16 protein-coding genes are annotated in these 14,885 nt (G+C 48.2%); 3 read left to right on the top strand and 13 right to left on the bottom strand.

From position 1 onward, the window contains the following. Window positions 1-64: 64 nt before the first annotated feature. The 5 genes from CF651_RS02010 to CF651_RS02030 form a co-directional block, all read right to left on the bottom strand. Complete coding sequence (locus CF651_RS02010) at window positions 65-1,027, bottom strand: metal-dependent hydrolase (RefSeq protein ID WP_094013155.1); 963 nt, start codon at window positions 1,025-1,027, stop codon at window positions 65-67. A gap of 47 nt (window positions 1,028-1,074) precedes the next feature. Beyond that, window positions 1,075-2,076, bottom strand: a complete 1,002-nt coding sequence (locus tag CF651_RS02015) for a lysophospholipid acyltransferase family protein (RefSeq protein WP_245855622.1) — start codon at window positions 2,074-2,076, stop codon at window positions 1,075-1,077. Between the two features lie 46 nt (window positions 2,077-2,122). Next, on the bottom strand, window positions 2,123-2,893 hold the full coding sequence (locus tag CF651_RS02020) for a GNAT family N-acetyltransferase (protein ID WP_094013156.1): 771 nt from the start codon (window positions 2,891-2,893) through the stop codon (window positions 2,123-2,125). 220 nt (window positions 2,894-3,113) lie between these two features. Next, entirely contained in the window at window positions 3,114-3,806 is a 693-nt protein-coding gene (locus CF651_RS02025) for an LrgB family protein (protein WP_094013157.1), read from the bottom strand. Further along, complete coding sequence (locus tag CF651_RS02030) at window positions 3,796-4,149, bottom strand: CidA/LrgA family protein (RefSeq protein WP_094013158.1); 354 nt, start codon at window positions 4,147-4,149, stop codon at window positions 3,796-3,798. The genes CF651_RS02025 and CF651_RS02030 overlap by 11 nt, the downstream gene beginning before the upstream one ends. A 151-nt stretch (window positions 4,150-4,300) precedes the next feature. Between CF651_RS02030 and tlp the strand changes: the two genes are divergently transcribed. Continuing rightward, window positions 4,301-4,522 carry a small acid-soluble spore protein Tlp gene (gene tlp, locus CF651_RS02035; protein ID WP_094013159.1) on the top strand — a complete coding sequence of 74 codons (222 nt, stop codon included), beginning with the start codon at window positions 4,301-4,303 and terminating at the stop codon, window positions 4,520-4,522. A 75-nt stretch (window positions 4,523-4,597) separates the two neighbouring features. Here tlp and rnz read toward each other — a convergent pair whose 3' ends face one another. Together rnz and metH are read right to left on the bottom strand one after the other, a co-directional pair. Further along, on the bottom strand, window positions 4,598-5,545 hold the full coding sequence (gene rnz / locus CF651_RS02040) for a ribonuclease Z (RefSeq protein ID WP_094013160.1): 948 nt from the start codon (window positions 5,543-5,545) through the stop codon (window positions 4,598-4,600). 90 nt (window positions 5,546-5,635) lie between these two features. Next, the gene (gene metH / locus CF651_RS02045) at window positions 5,636-9,079 is read right to left on the bottom strand and encodes a methionine synthase (protein ID WP_094013503.1); all 3,444 of its coding nucleotides are present in this window, start codon (window positions 9,077-9,079) and stop codon (window positions 5,636-5,638) included. 247 nt (window positions 9,080-9,326) lie between these two features. On the opposite strand from metH, the gene CF651_RS02050 reads away from it, so the two are divergent. Further along, the gene (locus CF651_RS02050; RefSeq protein ID WP_094013161.1) at window positions 9,327-9,869 is read left to right on the top strand and encodes a 1,2-dihydroxy-3-keto-5-methylthiopentene dioxygenase; all 543 of its coding nucleotides are present in this window, start codon (window positions 9,327-9,329) and stop codon (window positions 9,867-9,869) included. 62 nt (window positions 9,870-9,931) lie between these two features. Here CF651_RS02050 and CF651_RS02055 read toward each other — a convergent pair whose 3' ends face one another. The 4 genes from CF651_RS02055 to CF651_RS02070 all read right to left on the bottom strand — a co-directional run bounded on the left by CF651_RS02055 (window position 9,932) and on the right by CF651_RS02070 (window position 12,044). Continuing rightward, the gene (locus CF651_RS02055; RefSeq protein WP_094013162.1) at window positions 9,932-10,726 is read right to left on the bottom strand and encodes an HAD family hydrolase; all 795 of its coding nucleotides are present in this window, start codon (window positions 10,724-10,726) and stop codon (window positions 9,932-9,934) included. Between the two features lie 33 nt (window positions 10,727-10,759). Beyond that, window positions 10,760-11,272 carry a hypothetical protein gene (locus CF651_RS02060; RefSeq protein ID WP_094013163.1) on the bottom strand — a complete coding sequence of 171 codons (513 nt, stop codon included), beginning with the start codon at window positions 11,270-11,272 and terminating at the stop codon, window positions 10,760-10,762. A 32-nt stretch (window positions 11,273-11,304) separates the two neighbouring features. Beyond that, window positions 11,305-11,502, bottom strand: a complete 198-nt coding sequence (locus CF651_RS02065; protein ID WP_094013164.1) for a DUF896 domain-containing protein — start codon at window positions 11,500-11,502, stop codon at window positions 11,305-11,307. A gap of 176 nt (window positions 11,503-11,678) precedes the next feature. Next, on the bottom strand, window positions 11,679-12,044 hold the full coding sequence (locus tag CF651_RS02070) for a LysM peptidoglycan-binding domain-containing protein (protein WP_094013165.1): 366 nt from the start codon (window positions 12,042-12,044) through the stop codon (window positions 11,679-11,681). Between the two features lie 157 nt (window positions 12,045-12,201). Here CF651_RS02070 and lexA point away from each other — a divergent pair, with 157 nt between their 5' ends. After that, the gene (gene lexA, locus CF651_RS02075) at window positions 12,202-12,825 is read left to right on the top strand and encodes a transcriptional repressor LexA (protein WP_094013166.1); all 624 of its coding nucleotides are present in this window, start codon (window positions 12,202-12,204) and stop codon (window positions 12,823-12,825) included. Between the two features lie 142 nt (window positions 12,826-12,967). On the opposite strand, the gene glnA is transcribed toward lexA, so the two are convergent. Next, window positions 12,968-14,272, bottom strand: a complete 1,305-nt coding sequence (gene glnA, locus CF651_RS02080) for a type I glutamate--ammonia ligase (RefSeq protein WP_094013504.1) — start codon at window positions 14,270-14,272, stop codon at window positions 12,968-12,970. A 110-nt stretch (window positions 14,273-14,382) separates the two neighbouring features. Then, the gene (locus CF651_RS02085; RefSeq protein ID WP_094013167.1) at window positions 14,383-14,793 is read right to left on the bottom strand and encodes a MerR family transcriptional regulator; all 411 of its coding nucleotides are present in this window, start codon (window positions 14,791-14,793) and stop codon (window positions 14,383-14,385) included. Window positions 14,794-14,885 lie beyond the last annotated feature (92 nt).

Here is a 14,885-nt window from a genome sequence, read left to right on the forward strand (position 1 = left end):
TCTCTTTCATTCCATTTCAAGGATCAAATAAAGAAACGAGGCCAGAATGACCTCGCTGCTCAAACTATACGTACGGCGGATCCCACGCCTTCTTTCTCCAGCCAAAAGAGGTATGAACCACATTCAAATTGCTGTCCAGCTCCACATCCACGCCGAAAGGCAGCTCGTTTTTATGCCAGAACCGAACGTCCCGCCATTCTACGACATAACCATTGTTTCGTTCCTTGCAGCGGACATACACCCTTTGTGCAAAGTACAGAAACGCCCTAACTCCATCCGTCGTTTTGGTCGCCTCAACCACCAACGGGTCCGCCTCTTTCCCGTATCTTTCCTGTACGAAGAGCCGCTTGCCCTGCAGCGTTCCGGTACAAAAATACGACTCTGTCTCTACTACAAACTGCCACCGGAACCAATGAAGCCCAGGCAATACATGATAAACTCCCGCTTCGCCAACCGTTCGACGCACCAGGCTCACAGCTCTGCCATGCAGCCAGGTACGAAAAGCAATGTAGGCGAAGGTCAAGCCGTAGATGATGAGAAAAAGAGGTCCGGGAGGCAGGCTCGTCAAGCACCATAGACCTATACCTAACGCATGGAGACCAAACAAAAACGGTTCAAACAGCGCAAGCACATCCAAATGCTGCCACTTGCTGGAGAAGGGACGAAAGCACTGCACACCATAAACATTAAACCAATCCATAAACACATGAAGCATAACGGCGATCAGGCACCATACAAACACATGGACCGCATGCTCCCAGACCCCAAATCCTGCTGCTATCGGCGGTGTTAATAATAGGGGCCACAGCACCAAAGCCGGAAGCGAGTGGGTAAAGCCGCGGTGTATGCGGATATAGGTGGGGTAGCCCTTTATCCGTGCCATCGTGTCCAGATCGGGAGCATGGGATCCTACCATAGTTGCGGCGAGTATCGCATGGAACAATTCCGGCTGACTGCTAACCATAGGATCTATCATGGCGGCTCCCGCCAAGGTCGCTCCGAACAACAAATGACTTCCCGTATCCATCGCAAGCATCCTCCTCTGTGTAATCTGAGATGAGCTTAAATGCAAACTTAGGCCGTATACGTTTTTTGCTGCTCCGAAGCATCCGTTGCGGCCCCCGGTACCAGCTGCGTCTCTTGGTCATGCTTCAATTTCGCAGTACCAGAGAACATTTGTTCCTCTCCCCAACGCTCGTCAGCATTGAACCAATAAAACCATTGGTCAGGCACTTTCCGAATGGCTTGCTCCATAAACCGATTGAGCAGCAAAGTAGCCTCTCCGCGCTGTTTGCGTTCATAGCTTGCATATAAATGCAGGGGCTGTTCGAAGACCAGCCGATGGCGGAAGCCTTGTTCCCTGAAGCCATAAAAGGGGATTACCGGAACCTGATTCTCAATGGATAACAAGGCAGCTCCATCTGGCGAACGTGTGCTTTTACCGAACATTCGCGATACAGGAAAGGCGGGACGCCAAAAATCACCTAGAATAAACACAACTCCATTCCCGGCAAGATGTTTCTTCAGCTTGCGCAGCAGCTCGAGCGGCGGCGTATTATCGTAATCCAGGCCCGGGCACCCCATCCGTTCGAATAAATCATAGAGCGGCCTAAGCTCACTGCTGCCTCCGGTCGCAATCGTGAGACAAGGGTACTTTTGGCATAAATACCAATAGTAATAAAAAAAGTTGCCCTCATGGGGTGTATACACAATCGCACCGCGCCCTAATTGCAGCGCTTCCTGAAGATGATCCTCGCCTTCGATCTGAAACCTCCACGCAGCACTCCCTGGGAGGCGTTTGGATTCCAGTACAATTTCATAAAGCGTAATGACCAAATTCTGAAAATATCCGAGCCGGAGGCGGTGCAGCCTTCCCTTTTCCCGCTCCACTCCCAGCGCCTCACGCAAGTTATCCAGGATCCTGCTTCTAAGCTTACGCCCTGCTGCTGCGTACAGTAACACCCCCAGTACCCCGCACAAAAAAAGCATGCAAGGTCTTGGGATCCACCCGCTCCAACGGGAAAGCTGCGCAAGCCGCTTGGGATTCGCTGTCATGCTGCCGATCCATTCGTACACCTTTCATACCTCATTTCCTAATGGTCCCTAAGGTTTGTTTATATCATTAATTGTTCAAAAAATGCTTCTTGTATCTCCGTGTAACGCGATCCTTCTCCAGCACGATCAAAAAATCGACTGTATCGAAAATCGCATCATATGCAGGTTCCCCGCCGATTTCGGCCCCCAGCCATTGATACCCTTTCATCAGCGGCGGCAGCCTGCGGAACAATTCCTTCTCGCTGCATTCAAGCTCAACGGTTTGAAGGCCCTGAATCCGGTGACTTGGCAGCGGCTCGATACCATATCGGTCCGTTATGACCTGCTTCGCACGCAGCATGCTATAAATGGCATTTAACTCCATTAACGATTGAAAATGAACGCTGGCGCAGCCGATCAAATAGTGATGGTTTCGCTCCGTAATATAAGAAGCGATCCCCTCCCAAAGCATTTGAATCGCCTTGCCACCCCGGTAATCCGGATGAATACAGCTCCTTCCCAGCTCCAAGGATTGCGCTTTGCGTTCCTCATAACCGGCAAGCGTGAATTCTGTTTCCGAGTAAAATCCGATCCCTGTTAACGCTCTGTCCCCAGGCAGCAGACGATAAGTACCAATGACCTGATCGAGCTCCACATCCTTGACGATCAGATGATCACAGTAAGCATCGTACACATCCTGCTCGAGTCCGTTCTCGTTGAGAAGACGCATATTTTTTTCTTCTTCCACAAACACCTGATACCTTAAACGCATCGCCTGCTCGATTTCTTCCGAACGGGAAGCCAGCATGACGGACAAATGTGACTGCTGTGAGGTGACCTGCGTTGCAGTTGGATTCATTGTCAACACGCCTTTCTCAGGTAAAATAGTTACTCGCCCTTACCTGTTTTAGCGTAGCAGATGATTATTAAGGCGGCGTTTGCGCGTTGTTAATGTTTTGTAAGGAATGGCCGCTGCTGCCACCCTTACCTGAAAAAAAGGCAGCCATCCCCTAAGGACAGCTGCCTGTTGATTGACTTACTGAGGATGATTGACCTACTGATGCAAACCTCGCTGAAACTTACCGTAATATGCTGTACAGCGGGATAAATAAAACCGATGTCAGAATAGCCGCAACGCCCATCGCAAAGCCGCTGATGCTTCCCTGTACCTCCGAATCCCGAATAACACGGGCCGTCCCGATGCCATGCGATGCCGTTCCAATGGCCGTACCTATCGATATATCGTCACGCACCCCAGCCCAGCGAAGCAGCTCCGGTCCGATCATGCTCCCGATTAAACCGGTTAGCACAGTGAGTACCACCGTAAGCTCGGGAATACCACCGGCTTGCCTTGAAATTTCTAAAGCAACCGGTGACGTGACCGATTTCGGCATCATGGTGAGCATCATTTGCAGGTTGCCTCCCAGGCACCAGACTAGCGCACCGGAGAGCAGCAGAGCACTCACCGAGCCTGCAGTAATACCGCCGAGGATGGAAACGAAGCTCGAACGAATGCGCTGTGCATTTTTATAAAGCGGTATGCCTAAAGCCACTGTGGCCGGCCCCAGCATGAACTCCAGCATCTCTCCGCCTCTGGCATACGTGTCATAGGGGATGTCGGCGAGAATCAGAATAGCAATAATAGCCGCCGCGCTGATGAAGAGAGGATGCAGCCACGCCCATCTCCTTTGGAGTATGAGCGCTAGTGCATAGCAAATAACAGATAGCGCCACGCCGAACAATGGCTGTTGAATCCATGCGTCAGCTTTCATGGTTGCTTCGCTCCCTTCCCCTGATCAGCTTAACTGTCCATCCCGAAATCAACAAAACCCCCACACTGCTCCCGAATAAGCTGGCGAGCATCATAACCGCATGCGCTCCGATGTAGTGAAAAAACACCATCGTTCCCACCACAAAAGGGATGAAAAACAGCAGCATATGCCTGATTAAAAACGCTCCCGCCTCCTCTACCCATTCCAGCTTCACTACCTTGAGAAATAAGCTGACTGTAAATAATATGAGACCGATGACATTCGCGGGTAAAGGGATATGCATCGATGAATGCAATACAGTCCCTAATAAATAAAATCCAATTAATACGGCAAAACCGAGCACCTCAGTTTCTCCTTTCCAACATTTACAGCCTTCACAGTTATGAAATGCTCAAATACCATACATAATCCATGCGATTTTGTGGGATTGTATACAGGTGTGTGAAATCCGCATACTCATTGAACCTACCCATAAAAGGAGACGTGAAACGTTTATGGCAAAACCAGACAACCGCGCGGATAACGTGGAACATTTGCAGAACAGTATCAATAACACCATTAAAAACATGGAAGAAACGGAAGACTATTTGGCAGAGCATGCCGATGAAATCAGCCCTCAGGAAAAAGATACGCTGCTTGACAAAAACGAGCGCCGTGAAAAAAGCTTGGACGGCTTCCGCAGCGAAATTAAAGACGAATCCAACAACCAATCCTAGCTGCAATGAAGCCCTGAGCTTCCTTGCGGCACACAGGAGCCCCATCTTGATGGATGGGGCTTCGCTTTTGTATTCTTACGACTGTGCGCTTCTTCTTGGAACATCAAAGCTCCAATGATCCCGGGCGAGGAAGGTTTGCTCATGAATTTGCTTCGCTTCTCTCAAAAGCAGCTCAGCCTCGGCCCCTTGGTATCTGGAGCTGATATGGGTCAGGATGAGAGACCCCACTCCCCCCTCATTTGCTGTTCTAGCCGCATCCATCGCTGTGGAGTGATCATATTCTCTTGCTAAATGCTTCTTCTGTTCAGCGAATGTCGCCTCATGAACAAGCACATCCGCCCCGACTGCAAGCTTGAGGGAATAATCACAAGGCTGCGTATCCCCCAGAATCGTAACGATCCGCCCTGGGTAGGAGGGTCCGATAAAATCCCGGGCCTTCAATTCCGTTCCGTCCTCTAAGGTAACATCCAAGCCCTGCTTGATCTTCCCAAAAATCGGCCCGGACGAAATCCCTAGCGCCTTCAGCTTCTCCGCTTGGAGCTTACCTGTTAGCGGCTTTTCCTCAATGCGGAAGCCGAAGCTATCCACTCTGTGCACAAGCGGTGCGAGCCGAACCAGAAACTGATCGTCCTCGAAGATCACCGTTTCCTCGTATACCTTCTTATGCTCCTGCACCTTTAATTCATACGTTAAATGAGCTTCGCTTATATCCAGTGCCATCCGAATGAACGCTTCTGTTCCCTCCGGACCGTATACTGTTAAAGGAGTATCTCCACCCTGATAGGAACGGCTGGTTAACAACCCCGGCAAACCGTACAAATGGTCCCCGTGCAGGTGGGTGATAAAAAGCTTCTCCAGCTTACCGATCCGAATGGGTGAGCGCAGTACTTGATGCTGGGTGCCTTCCCCGCAATCAAACATCCAGTAGGTGTTCCGCTCCGCCAGCAGATTCAGAACGACGGACGTCACATTGCGCTCTTTCGAGGGCATGCCCGCACCTGTCCCGAGAAAATATAGTTCCACTTTCATGTCTCCGTTTCATTTTGTCATGTAATTTATGTAATAGGGAAAGGAGTGGAGCCCTGTAAGAACTCCACCCCGTTTTTTATAGTATTAACTTTTATCCACATTAAAATAACGTGCTTCCGGATGAGCGAAGACAATCGCCGATACCGACGCTTCCGGCTCCATCATGCTGCCCTCTGTTAGCTCTACACCGATATCTTCCGGATGCATCAGAGCGAAGAGCTGCTGCTGGTCATCCAAATTCGGGCAGGCCGGGTAACCGAAGGAGAAGCGCTGTCCCCGATATTTGGCTCCGAAGCGTTCCTGCATGGTCATGCCGGCAGGATCCGGGAATCCCCATACATCCCGCATCATCTCATGGACGCGTTCAGCCAAAGCTTCCGCCGTTTCCAAGGCTGTCGATTGGAACGCATGGGAACGAAGGTAGTCCCCTTTCTCGCGCCATTCAGCCGCTCTCTCGTTAATGCCGTGTCCTGCAGTCACTACGAGGAAGCCGATGTAATCCATCTCACCGCTATCCGTTGACCGCAGGTAATCCGCCAAGCACAGGAACGGCTCCGTCTGCTGCCGCGGGAATGTGAACTTTTGAAGCACCTTGCTGTGATCGTTAGGATCATAAACCAATACATCGTCGCCAGATGATTGTGCAGGGAAGAAACGGTACATCCCGTGTGCCTTGATAATTCCGTCTCTTTGGGCTTCAGCCAAAATTTGATCCACCGTTTCTTTCAGCTGAACGGCTTTCGGATCCTTCTCGGCAAGCAGCTTATCCACTTTACCTTTTAAACCCAAGTGATGGCCCAGTAGCATCTGCATATTGATGTAAGGCATAATGTGACTCATAGGGTAATCGCGAATCACATGCCGTTCGAGATCCGGTGGAACCTGAACAGGTACGGTCCGATCAATTGTCGAATTTTTCACTCGCGTCAGCACAGGCATGGACTGTTCTTTCTTCCCTGAATCCATAACATCCGAGTCAAGACTTTCGCGAAGCTCCCTCACGAGCTGCTCTCTTTGTTTAGGATCGCTTAGCTTGTTCGCTATATCCAGTCCATCCATTGCATCTTTAGCGTACAGAACCATTCCTTCATATTCAGGAGCTATACGGGTTTTGGTAAACTTCCGGGTCAGCGCCGCTCCACCAACCATAATCGGCACTTCAATGCCCGCATTTTTCAAATCCTGGGCTGTAATGACCATTTGCTGGGCAGACTTGACGAGCAGGCCCGAGAGACCGATGACGTCCGCTTTTTCTTTACGGTAAGCCTCAATCAATTGCTCAGGCGGAACCTTGATGCCCAGGTTGATGATTTTATAACCGTTATTGGAAAGAATAATTTCAACCAGGTTTTTCCCGATGTCATGAACATCCCCTTTTACGGTGGCCAAAATAATTTTCCCCTTCACGGCGCTTTCCGTTTTCTCCATGAATTGCTCCAAATGAGCAACCGAAGCTTTCATAACCTCCGCGCTTTGCAGCACCTCGGCCACAATCAGCTCGTTGTTGTTAAACAGTCTTCCGACCTCTTCCATCCCCTTCATCAAGGGGCCGTTAATGATCTCAAGCGGAGCATATTTCTTCATAGCCTCATCCAAGTCGGGGATTAAGCCTTCTTTTGTACCTTCCACCACATAAGACGCAAGGCGTTCCTCAAGAGTCAGGTTCGAAATGATTTCTTTCTTCTCCACCTTTTTCTCACGGAAATGAGCGACAAAGTTGGCTAAGGTTTCATCCGTCGTGTTAAAAATCAGCTGCTCCGCAAGCTCTCTCTCATGCTCCGGGATTGACGCATAGCGCTCTAGGTTCTGCGTATTGACGATCGCATAATCGAGACCTACTTTCGTACAGTGGTACAAGTACACGGAGTTCAGTACCTCACGGCCTGCCGGAGGCAAGCCGAACGAAATATTGCTAAGTCCTAGAATCGTTTTACATTCCGGATATTTTTCTTTGATCATCCGTATGCCTTCAATGGTTTCTACAGCGGAACCGATATACTGCGGATCCCCTGAGCCGACCGGGAACATGTTCGGGTCAAAAATGATATCGGATGGATTCAATCCATATTTTTTGGTTAATAGTTCGTAGGCGCGATCTGCAACCTCCATCTTCGCTTGACGCGATACAGCTTGCCCGCGTTCGTCAATGAGGATCATGACCACCGCAGCACCGTATTTATGAATAAGCGGAACTATACTTTGGAATTTGGTTTCCCCGTCCTCCAGATTGATGGAGTTAATGATGGCTTTACCTTGGGAATATTTAAGCCCCAATTCGATGATATGGTCATAGGTAGAGTCAATCATGAGAGGAACTTTGACTTTCTTGACGACTTCCTTCAAAAAGTTTTCCATCGCGTAAGCTTCATCAATGTCCGTATCCTGCACGTTAATGTCAATCACATAAGCGCCGTTCTTTACCTGAGCCCGGGCAATCTCCGCACCTTCCTCGAACTTGCCTTCCTTCATCAACCGTTTGAACATTCTTGAGCCGGATATATTCGTACGCTCACCTACCATGTAAGGCCGGTTGGCGTCTTCAATGTAAACCGTCTCAATACCTGATACGGCAGGCAGATGTCCTTCCGCACTTTGTCTTGGCTGATATGCGGATAAGGTTTCCGCCATCGCCCGGATATGATCCGGTGTCGTTCCACAGCAGCCCCCTGCAATATTCAACCAGCCCTGCTCTGCAAAACCTGCCAATTTCTTGGCTAACGATTCTGGGGATTCGTGATATTTGCCGTTCTCATCCGGAAGGCCCGCATTCGGGTAGCAGCTGACAGCCGTAGTAGCCAGCTCAGACAAGGTACGGATATGATCACGCATAAATTCAGGACCTGTAGCGCAGTTCAAACCGATTGAAATCGGCTTCAGATGCTCCAAAGAAATATAGAAAGATTCAATATTTTGACCCGCAAGCGTCGTACCCATGGGCTCAATCGTACCGGATATCATGAGCGGCAGTTCAATACCCGTTGTTTCCATGGCGTTACGAATCCCAATGCTTCCTGCTTTAACATTGAGTGTATCTTGCGATGTCTCCAGCAGCAGTGCATCCACGCCGGACTCGATTAAAGCTAAAGCCTGCTCATAGTAACTATCTACCAGCTCATCGAACGTTACACCGCCAGTTACGGACAACGTTTTGGTCGTAGGCCCCAACGCACCCGCAACATAACGCGGCCACTCAGGAGTACTAAATTTGTTAGCCGCTTCGACAGCAAGCTTGGCAGCAATCAAGTTCAACTCACGTGCCCGGTCCTGTAAATCATATTCGGCAAGAACCACACTAGTGGCACCGAAAGTGTTCGTTTCAATAATATCCGCACCAGCAGCAAAATAAGCCTCGTGAATTTTGGAGATGACATCCGGTCTTGTAACAACCAAGTACTCGTTACAGCCATCAAGATCTTCCCCACCAAAGTCAGCCTCCGTCAGGTTCTCCTGCTGAATCATCGTACCCATGGCGCCGTCCAAAATCATAATCTTTTTCTTCAATTGCTCTTGCAAAGATGGCTTGTTCATCGTATCGTTTCTTCCTTTCACCGACATCCGTCCGACAGGTCTCTTTAATGTATTTTAACCATTGTTAACGTATAATGTAACCTTAAGTGTACCAGAAAGCTACCATGATGAAAAGCAATTCGACACGTTTCTTTATTGAATTATTAATTCCTATCGGATTAATGGAATATACCCCATCGACAGATGCGCCTTATTCTACTATAATACATTATAGAAATCATCATTCATTGGAAAGAGGGATTTACCTATGGCAGAAATACGTATTCGGAATACAAATGAGCGCATTTCCGGCGAGGAAAATGTAAAAGCATTTTTGGATAAGCAAGAGGTTTTGTACGAACATTGGAATGCAGACAAGCTTCCTGCTGAACTGAAAGACAAATTCACATTATCCGATGAAGATAAAGCAACAATCTTATCAACGTTTGACCCGGAGATCAAGGATTTGGCAAGCCGTCGCGGTTATTTGACCTGGGACATCATCGCTTTGTCCGATGCAACACCTAATCTTGATGAATTGCTCAAAAAATTCGAGCAAGTCCACACGCATACCGAGGACGAAGTTCGTGCCATTACAGCGGGTAAAGGTATTTTCATTATTAAAGGAACAGACGATGTAGGTTACTTCGATGTTGAGCTGGAAGCAGGCGATGTGATCTCTGTACCTGAGCATAAACCGCACTTCTTCACTCTTATGGATAACCGCCAAATCGTAGCCGTTCGTTTATTTATCGAAACCGAAGGCTGGATCGCGCATCCATTCGCGGATCCGACTTTTCAAAATGCTTAATAGTTAACAAAAAGGCCCGGTAAACTTGTACATGAGATACAAGACTGCCAGGCCTTTCTTTTTTATTGGATAGAATCAATAATGCCCTGAATTTCACGCAGGTTCTTAATTTCATATACTGGAATAATGTCATCATTTCTTTGCATGTCGTGGCGGTTAATCCACATGTTGCGCATCCCAATTCCATTGGAACCTAGAATATCGGTAGTGAGCTTGTCCCCGATCATAACTCCCTCTTCGGCTGAAATGCCCAACAGGTCCATTGCATGATGGAACAGGGCTGCAGCTGGCTTTCCTTCACCGAAATTGCCAGAAATTACAATGTGATCAAAGTAAGGAGCCAGCTCCGGAACACCTGCGAGCTTCTCTTTTTGCAAATCCGGCGATCCATTCGTCAGCAGCAGAAGCTTGTATTTCTCCTTTAGCTGCTTTAGTACTTCAAATGTTTCCTCATATACGATAGGGCGCTTGCGGCGCTCAGCCGGAAATAACTCCCCAAGTTTATACCCTAGCTCCGGGTCATCAATACCTAATGCTTTGAGGCCCCTTGTCCAAGACTGTGTACGGTAATCGGGAGCCAGCTTCTCGAGCTTACGGAAGTTCTCATTATCCCCTTCAGTAAAATTGGCCCACAGTCCTTCGAAAGGATTAATTCCGATCATCTTGGTAAAAGGGAACGTTTCATAAGACTCATACAAGCTTCGCGCTTCTTGACGCACCGCGTCTTCCAATGCTGCCGGAACGATATCATAATGCTTGGCAGCCTCGGTACAGGTTGCCAGGAACGCCTCCTTTACACTGCGGTCATCCCATAACAAGGTATCGTCCAAATCAAATAATACGGCTTGAATTCTCATCTGCTGCTCTCTTCCCCCTGAAAAATATTAAATCTACGCTTCCACCTTCAGTGGAATGTTATTGTTTGCCGCAAACTCTTTCAGCTTATCCGACATTTGCTCAATGTCTATTCTCTGAATGAAGCGGGTAAACACCCATTTCGTTTTGCTAGTGTTTAATGAAATGACAACCGAGCTTTTGGTAAGCTCAATCTCTTGAATTTGAGATGGCTCTACCCTGCGATCTCCAGCGAAACGGCGGGTAAGAAGATAATTTTTTCCCACTTTGAGAAAGGGCCGGCGCACTGCAAAAATAAATAATGCAAGAACAATGTAGCTTCCGCCGGTAATCCAGTACAAGCTATCCTGCTGCTGCTGAGCCCTAAAAGCTATAAAACAAAATAGGCCAACAAACATCAGCAAAAGAGGTAAAAGCCAACTGCGACCACGGATCGTTACCGCACCGTCGGATGACGCTTCACTTAGCGTTGGCTTACCTTGCTTTTTGCGAATATTGTTAGCTGCTTTGGTGTTCTTCTGCACCATTCTTTCCCACTTACGAGACATACTTCATCTCCCTATTCAATTGATAATTCAGGCTACTGCTTGTCTTCTTCATCTACGAATTTAATATTGTCCAGCTGATTCCGGAGAGAGCTTTTGAAAGCCTCGATATACCGCTTCCTCAGTTCATTACGCTCGTCCAGCTCAGCCTCAGTTAACCCAACTGATTTGGCTTTTCGGGCCAGCTCATTAATTCGTTTGATATACTCGTCGTGTCCAGTCTCACTACTCATGCCAATCCTCCTACATATGTCCGCTTGTATCCGTTGAACAGCATACGAAGAAGTGAACCTCTCTATATGCATCAAACTATACTTTGACATTTCAAGATTCGATTGTCAAGCATGATGATAGTGACACTTGAGTTGAACGATTCGAAGAGAAGAACAACCTGCCCAACTGATCAGGATTAAGGCAAAATTAATAATTGTCCTTCGTGCAGCATGCTTGATTTCAAATGATTCAATGATTTGATTCGATTTATGTATTCTCTAATATCTTGACCCTTGGCCGCATGGGTTTCGGCAATCGTCCATAAGGTATCTCCACTTACGACTTCAACTGATTGGGGGCTGGCTGTTGCAGCCGCGAACGCATCCTGTTCACCAGCAACAATCGAAACACACAGGCTAAACAGACCTACTATAATAAGGACAGCCAGCAAGGCTACAAGCCTCTTCGCCATCCGGTGTCCCAGGTTGATGTACAATTTACCGGATTGAGGATTGCTCTTCGATACTGGCGTTCTGCTCAATAATTGTTCGTTCATATACATATGAATACCCTCCCGCAAACATTTGTTCTCATTTCCCTTAAGAACAAAATAACACGAACACTTGTTTGTGTCAACGATTTATTCGAACTCATGTTTGTACGAACTCCGGTTCTGTGTTATACTTTCAATAATTATTACCAATACTGGAGTGATTCTGATGAGCAAATTATCTAGCCGGCAGCTGGCCATTTTAGATTTTATCAAGAATGAAGTAAAGGATAAGGGCTATCCACCATCTGTACGGGAAATTGGCGAAGCTGTTGGTCTAGCCTCCAGTTCAACGGTGCACGGACATTTAGAACGTTTAGAGAAGAAGGGGCTGATCCGTCGCGATCCGACCAAGCCTCGCGCTATCGAGATTACGGACGGAACATCCACGGATGGGGCTCAGTTTGCTTTATCCGTAACCCGTGTTCCATTGATCGGACGAGTTACGGCCGGGGTACCGATAACGGCTACGGAGAACATCGAGGACTACTTCCCCCTTCCAAGCCACTATGTTGGGGATTATAATGTATTTATGCTTAGCGTCATTGGGGAGAGTATGATAGATGCCGGCATTCACAATGGGGACTATGTTATTGTGCGCCAGCAGCAATCCGCAAACAACGGGGACATCGTTGTAGCCATGACTGAAGATGATGAAGCAACCGTCAAGCGTTTTTACAAGGAGAAGGACCATGTTCGACTTCAACCGGAAAACCCGTCGATGGAGCCTATTCTGTTGAAGAAAGTAACCATCTTAGGCCGGGTCGTCGGCGTGTTCCGCGATATTCATTAAACAAATCCATAACCACCGGAACGCCAAAACAGGCTCTACGGTGGTTTTTTCATTGAATAAAAAAACAAAAGCCCCTGCCGCGTTGCAAACGACTGAATGAACAGATCGGTTGCACATCGGCAGGGGCTCATCTTTTACATTTTTAGTACAGGGTCAAGTACTGCTCCCGCTCCCAAGCGTGAACTTGCGTGCGGTAGATGTCCCACTCGATTTCTTTCAGTTCCACGAAATGGGCCAAAGCATGATCGCCCAGCGCATCGCAAATGACGTCATCACGAAGCATCACATCAAGAGCTTCCTTCAAATCAAGCGGAAGGCTTGGAATACCTTGATCTTCCCTCTCATCCTCAGTCATAACATAAATGTTGCGGTCGGTTGGAGGAGGCAGCTGCATTTTGTGCTTAATGCCGTCCAAGCCGGCTTTCAGCATGACAGCCAAGGCCAGATACGGATTGGCAGCCGGATCCGGGTTACGCACTTCTACGCGAGTGCTAAGGCCGCGGGAAGCAGGAATACGGATCATCGGACTGCGGTTGCTCGCAGACCATGCCACATAGCAAGGCGCTTCGTAGCCTGGAACCAAACGCTTGTAGGAGTTTACCGTCGGGTTTGTGATGGCTGCAAAGGCGCGTGCATGACGCAAAATACCCGCCATGTAATGTCTAGCAGTCGTGCTCAGACCCAATTTATCGTTCTCATCATAGAATGTATTCGTTTTGCCGTTAAACAACGATTGATGACAGTGCATACCGGAGCCATTAACGCCGAACAAAGGCTTAGGCATAAAGGAAGCATGGAGGCCATGCTGTCTCGCAACGGTTTTTACAACCAGCTTGAACGTTTGGATTTGATCCGCAGCTTTAATAGCGCTTGCGTATTTGAAATCAATTTCGTGCTGGCCAGGAGCTACCTCATGATGAGAGGCCTCGATTTCAAAGCCCATTTCCTCAAGCGTCAATACGATCTCGCGGCGGCAGTTTTCACCCAAGTCCATTGGAGCGAGGTCAAAGTATCCGCCCTGGTCGTTCAGCTCGGTAGTCGGATTTCCATTCTCATCCGTTTTGAACAGGAAAAATTCAGGCTCCGGCCCAACATTCATATCCGTGAAACCCATTTCCTCGGCTTCTTTCAAAGCCGCTTTCAAAATGCCGCGCGGATCCCCTGGGAAAGGTCTTCCATCCGGCAGATATATGTCGCAAATAAGACGGGCTACGCGGTCTTCGGTTACCCAAGGGAACACGACCCATGTGCTTAAGTCAGGATATAAGTACATATCGGATTCTTCAATACGAACGTAGCCTTCGATGGAAGAACCGTCGAACATCATTTTGTTGTCGAGCGCTTTCTCCAGCTGACTTACAGGAATCTCAACATTCTTGATCGTTCCCAGCAAATCGGTGAACTGAAGGCGAATGAACCGTACATTCTCTTCCTTCGCAATGCGCATAATATCTTCTTTTGTGTAAACTTTGTCCGTCACGTGTACTCTCCTCCTTAGATTATGTACAAATTCAGAGCATGCTCAAAAGGAAACCTGAACATACTCTGGTCAAGCAACTATTTCTTGAAAAACCGGGAAAGCTCGCCTTGAATCAAAGAAACCTGGCCCCGCTTGCCGCCGCCAAGCAGCTGCTGTTTGAGCATACGGTGCAATTGCGTATCGGTCAATTCCCTGCGCTTGACCTCCGATTGCTCATTGAGAACGGTTGCTTCTTCGGAATCCTTGGAGACCGGCAGGAGCACTTGCTTAATGCCCGCAATGTTTACTCCCTTTTCAATCAAGTCTTTAATCTCCAGCAATCGCTCAACGTCGTTAAACGAATAGAGCCGCTGGTTACCGCCTGTTCTGGCTGGTATGATGAGTTCATGCTGTTCATAATACCGAATTTGTCTTGCTGTCAAATCGGTCAGCTTCATTACGATTCCAATTGGAAAGAGCGCCATATTACGGCGAATTTCATCAGTCATGATCTATCACCTCTGTGGACTGTAAACCTAACTTCATTGTAACCTCCCGGCAAAAACGTGTCAAGTTGTGTTAGGTTTATGCCAAGTGGGAG

The organism is Paenibacillus rigui, from assembly GCF_002234615.1.
GTDB classification, from domain to species: Bacteria; Bacillota; Bacilli; order Paenibacillales; family NBRC-103111; genus Paenibacillus_S; species Paenibacillus_S rigui.

Excerpts from the sequence above, each read along its gene's own strand:
- CF651_RS02010 (WP_094013155.1), bottom strand. The coding sequence starts at position 1,027 with ATGGATACGGGAAGTCATTTGTTGTTCGGAGCGACCTTGGCGGGAGCC.
- CF651_RS02020 (WP_094013156.1), bottom strand. The coding sequence starts at position 2,893 with ATGAATCCAACTGCAACGCAGGTCACCTCACAGCAGTCACATTTGTCC.
- CF651_RS02025 (WP_094013157.1), bottom strand. The coding sequence starts at position 3,806 with ATGAAAGCTGACGCATGGATTCAACAGCCATTGTTCGGCGTGGCGCTA.
- tlp (WP_094013159.1), top strand. The coding sequence starts at position 4,301 with ATGGCAAAACCAGACAACCGCGCGGATAACGTGGAACATTTGCAGAAC.
- metH (WP_094013503.1), bottom strand. The coding sequence starts at position 9,079 with ATGAACAAGCCATCTTTGCAAGAGCAATTGAAGAAAAAGATTATGATT.
- CF651_RS02050 (WP_094013161.1), top strand. The coding sequence starts at position 9,327 with ATGGCAGAAATACGTATTCGGAATACAAATGAGCGCATTTCCGGCGAG.
- CF651_RS02055 (WP_094013162.1), bottom strand. The coding sequence starts at position 10,726 with ATGAGAATTCAAGCCGTATTATTTGATTTGGACGATACCTTGTTATGG.
- CF651_RS02060 (WP_094013163.1), bottom strand. The coding sequence starts at position 11,272 with ATGTCTCGTAAGTGGGAAAGAATGGTGCAGAAGAACACCAAAGCAGCT.
- CF651_RS02065 (WP_094013164.1), bottom strand. The coding sequence starts at position 11,502 with ATGAGTAGTGAGACTGGACACGACGAGTATATCAAACGAATTAATGAG.
- CF651_RS02070 (WP_094013165.1), bottom strand. The coding sequence starts at position 12,044 with ATGTATATGAACGAACAATTATTGAGCAGAACGCCAGTATCGAAGAGC.
- lexA (WP_094013166.1), top strand. The coding sequence starts at position 12,202 with ATGAGCAAATTATCTAGCCGGCAGCTGGCCATTTTAGATTTTATCAAG.
- glnA (WP_094013504.1), bottom strand. The coding sequence starts at position 14,272 with ATGCGCATTGCGAAGGAAGAGAATGTACGGTTCATTCGCCTTCAGTTC.
- CF651_RS02085 (WP_094013167.1), bottom strand. The coding sequence starts at position 14,793 with ATGACTGATGAAATTCGCCGTAATATGGCGCTCTTTCCAATTGGAATC.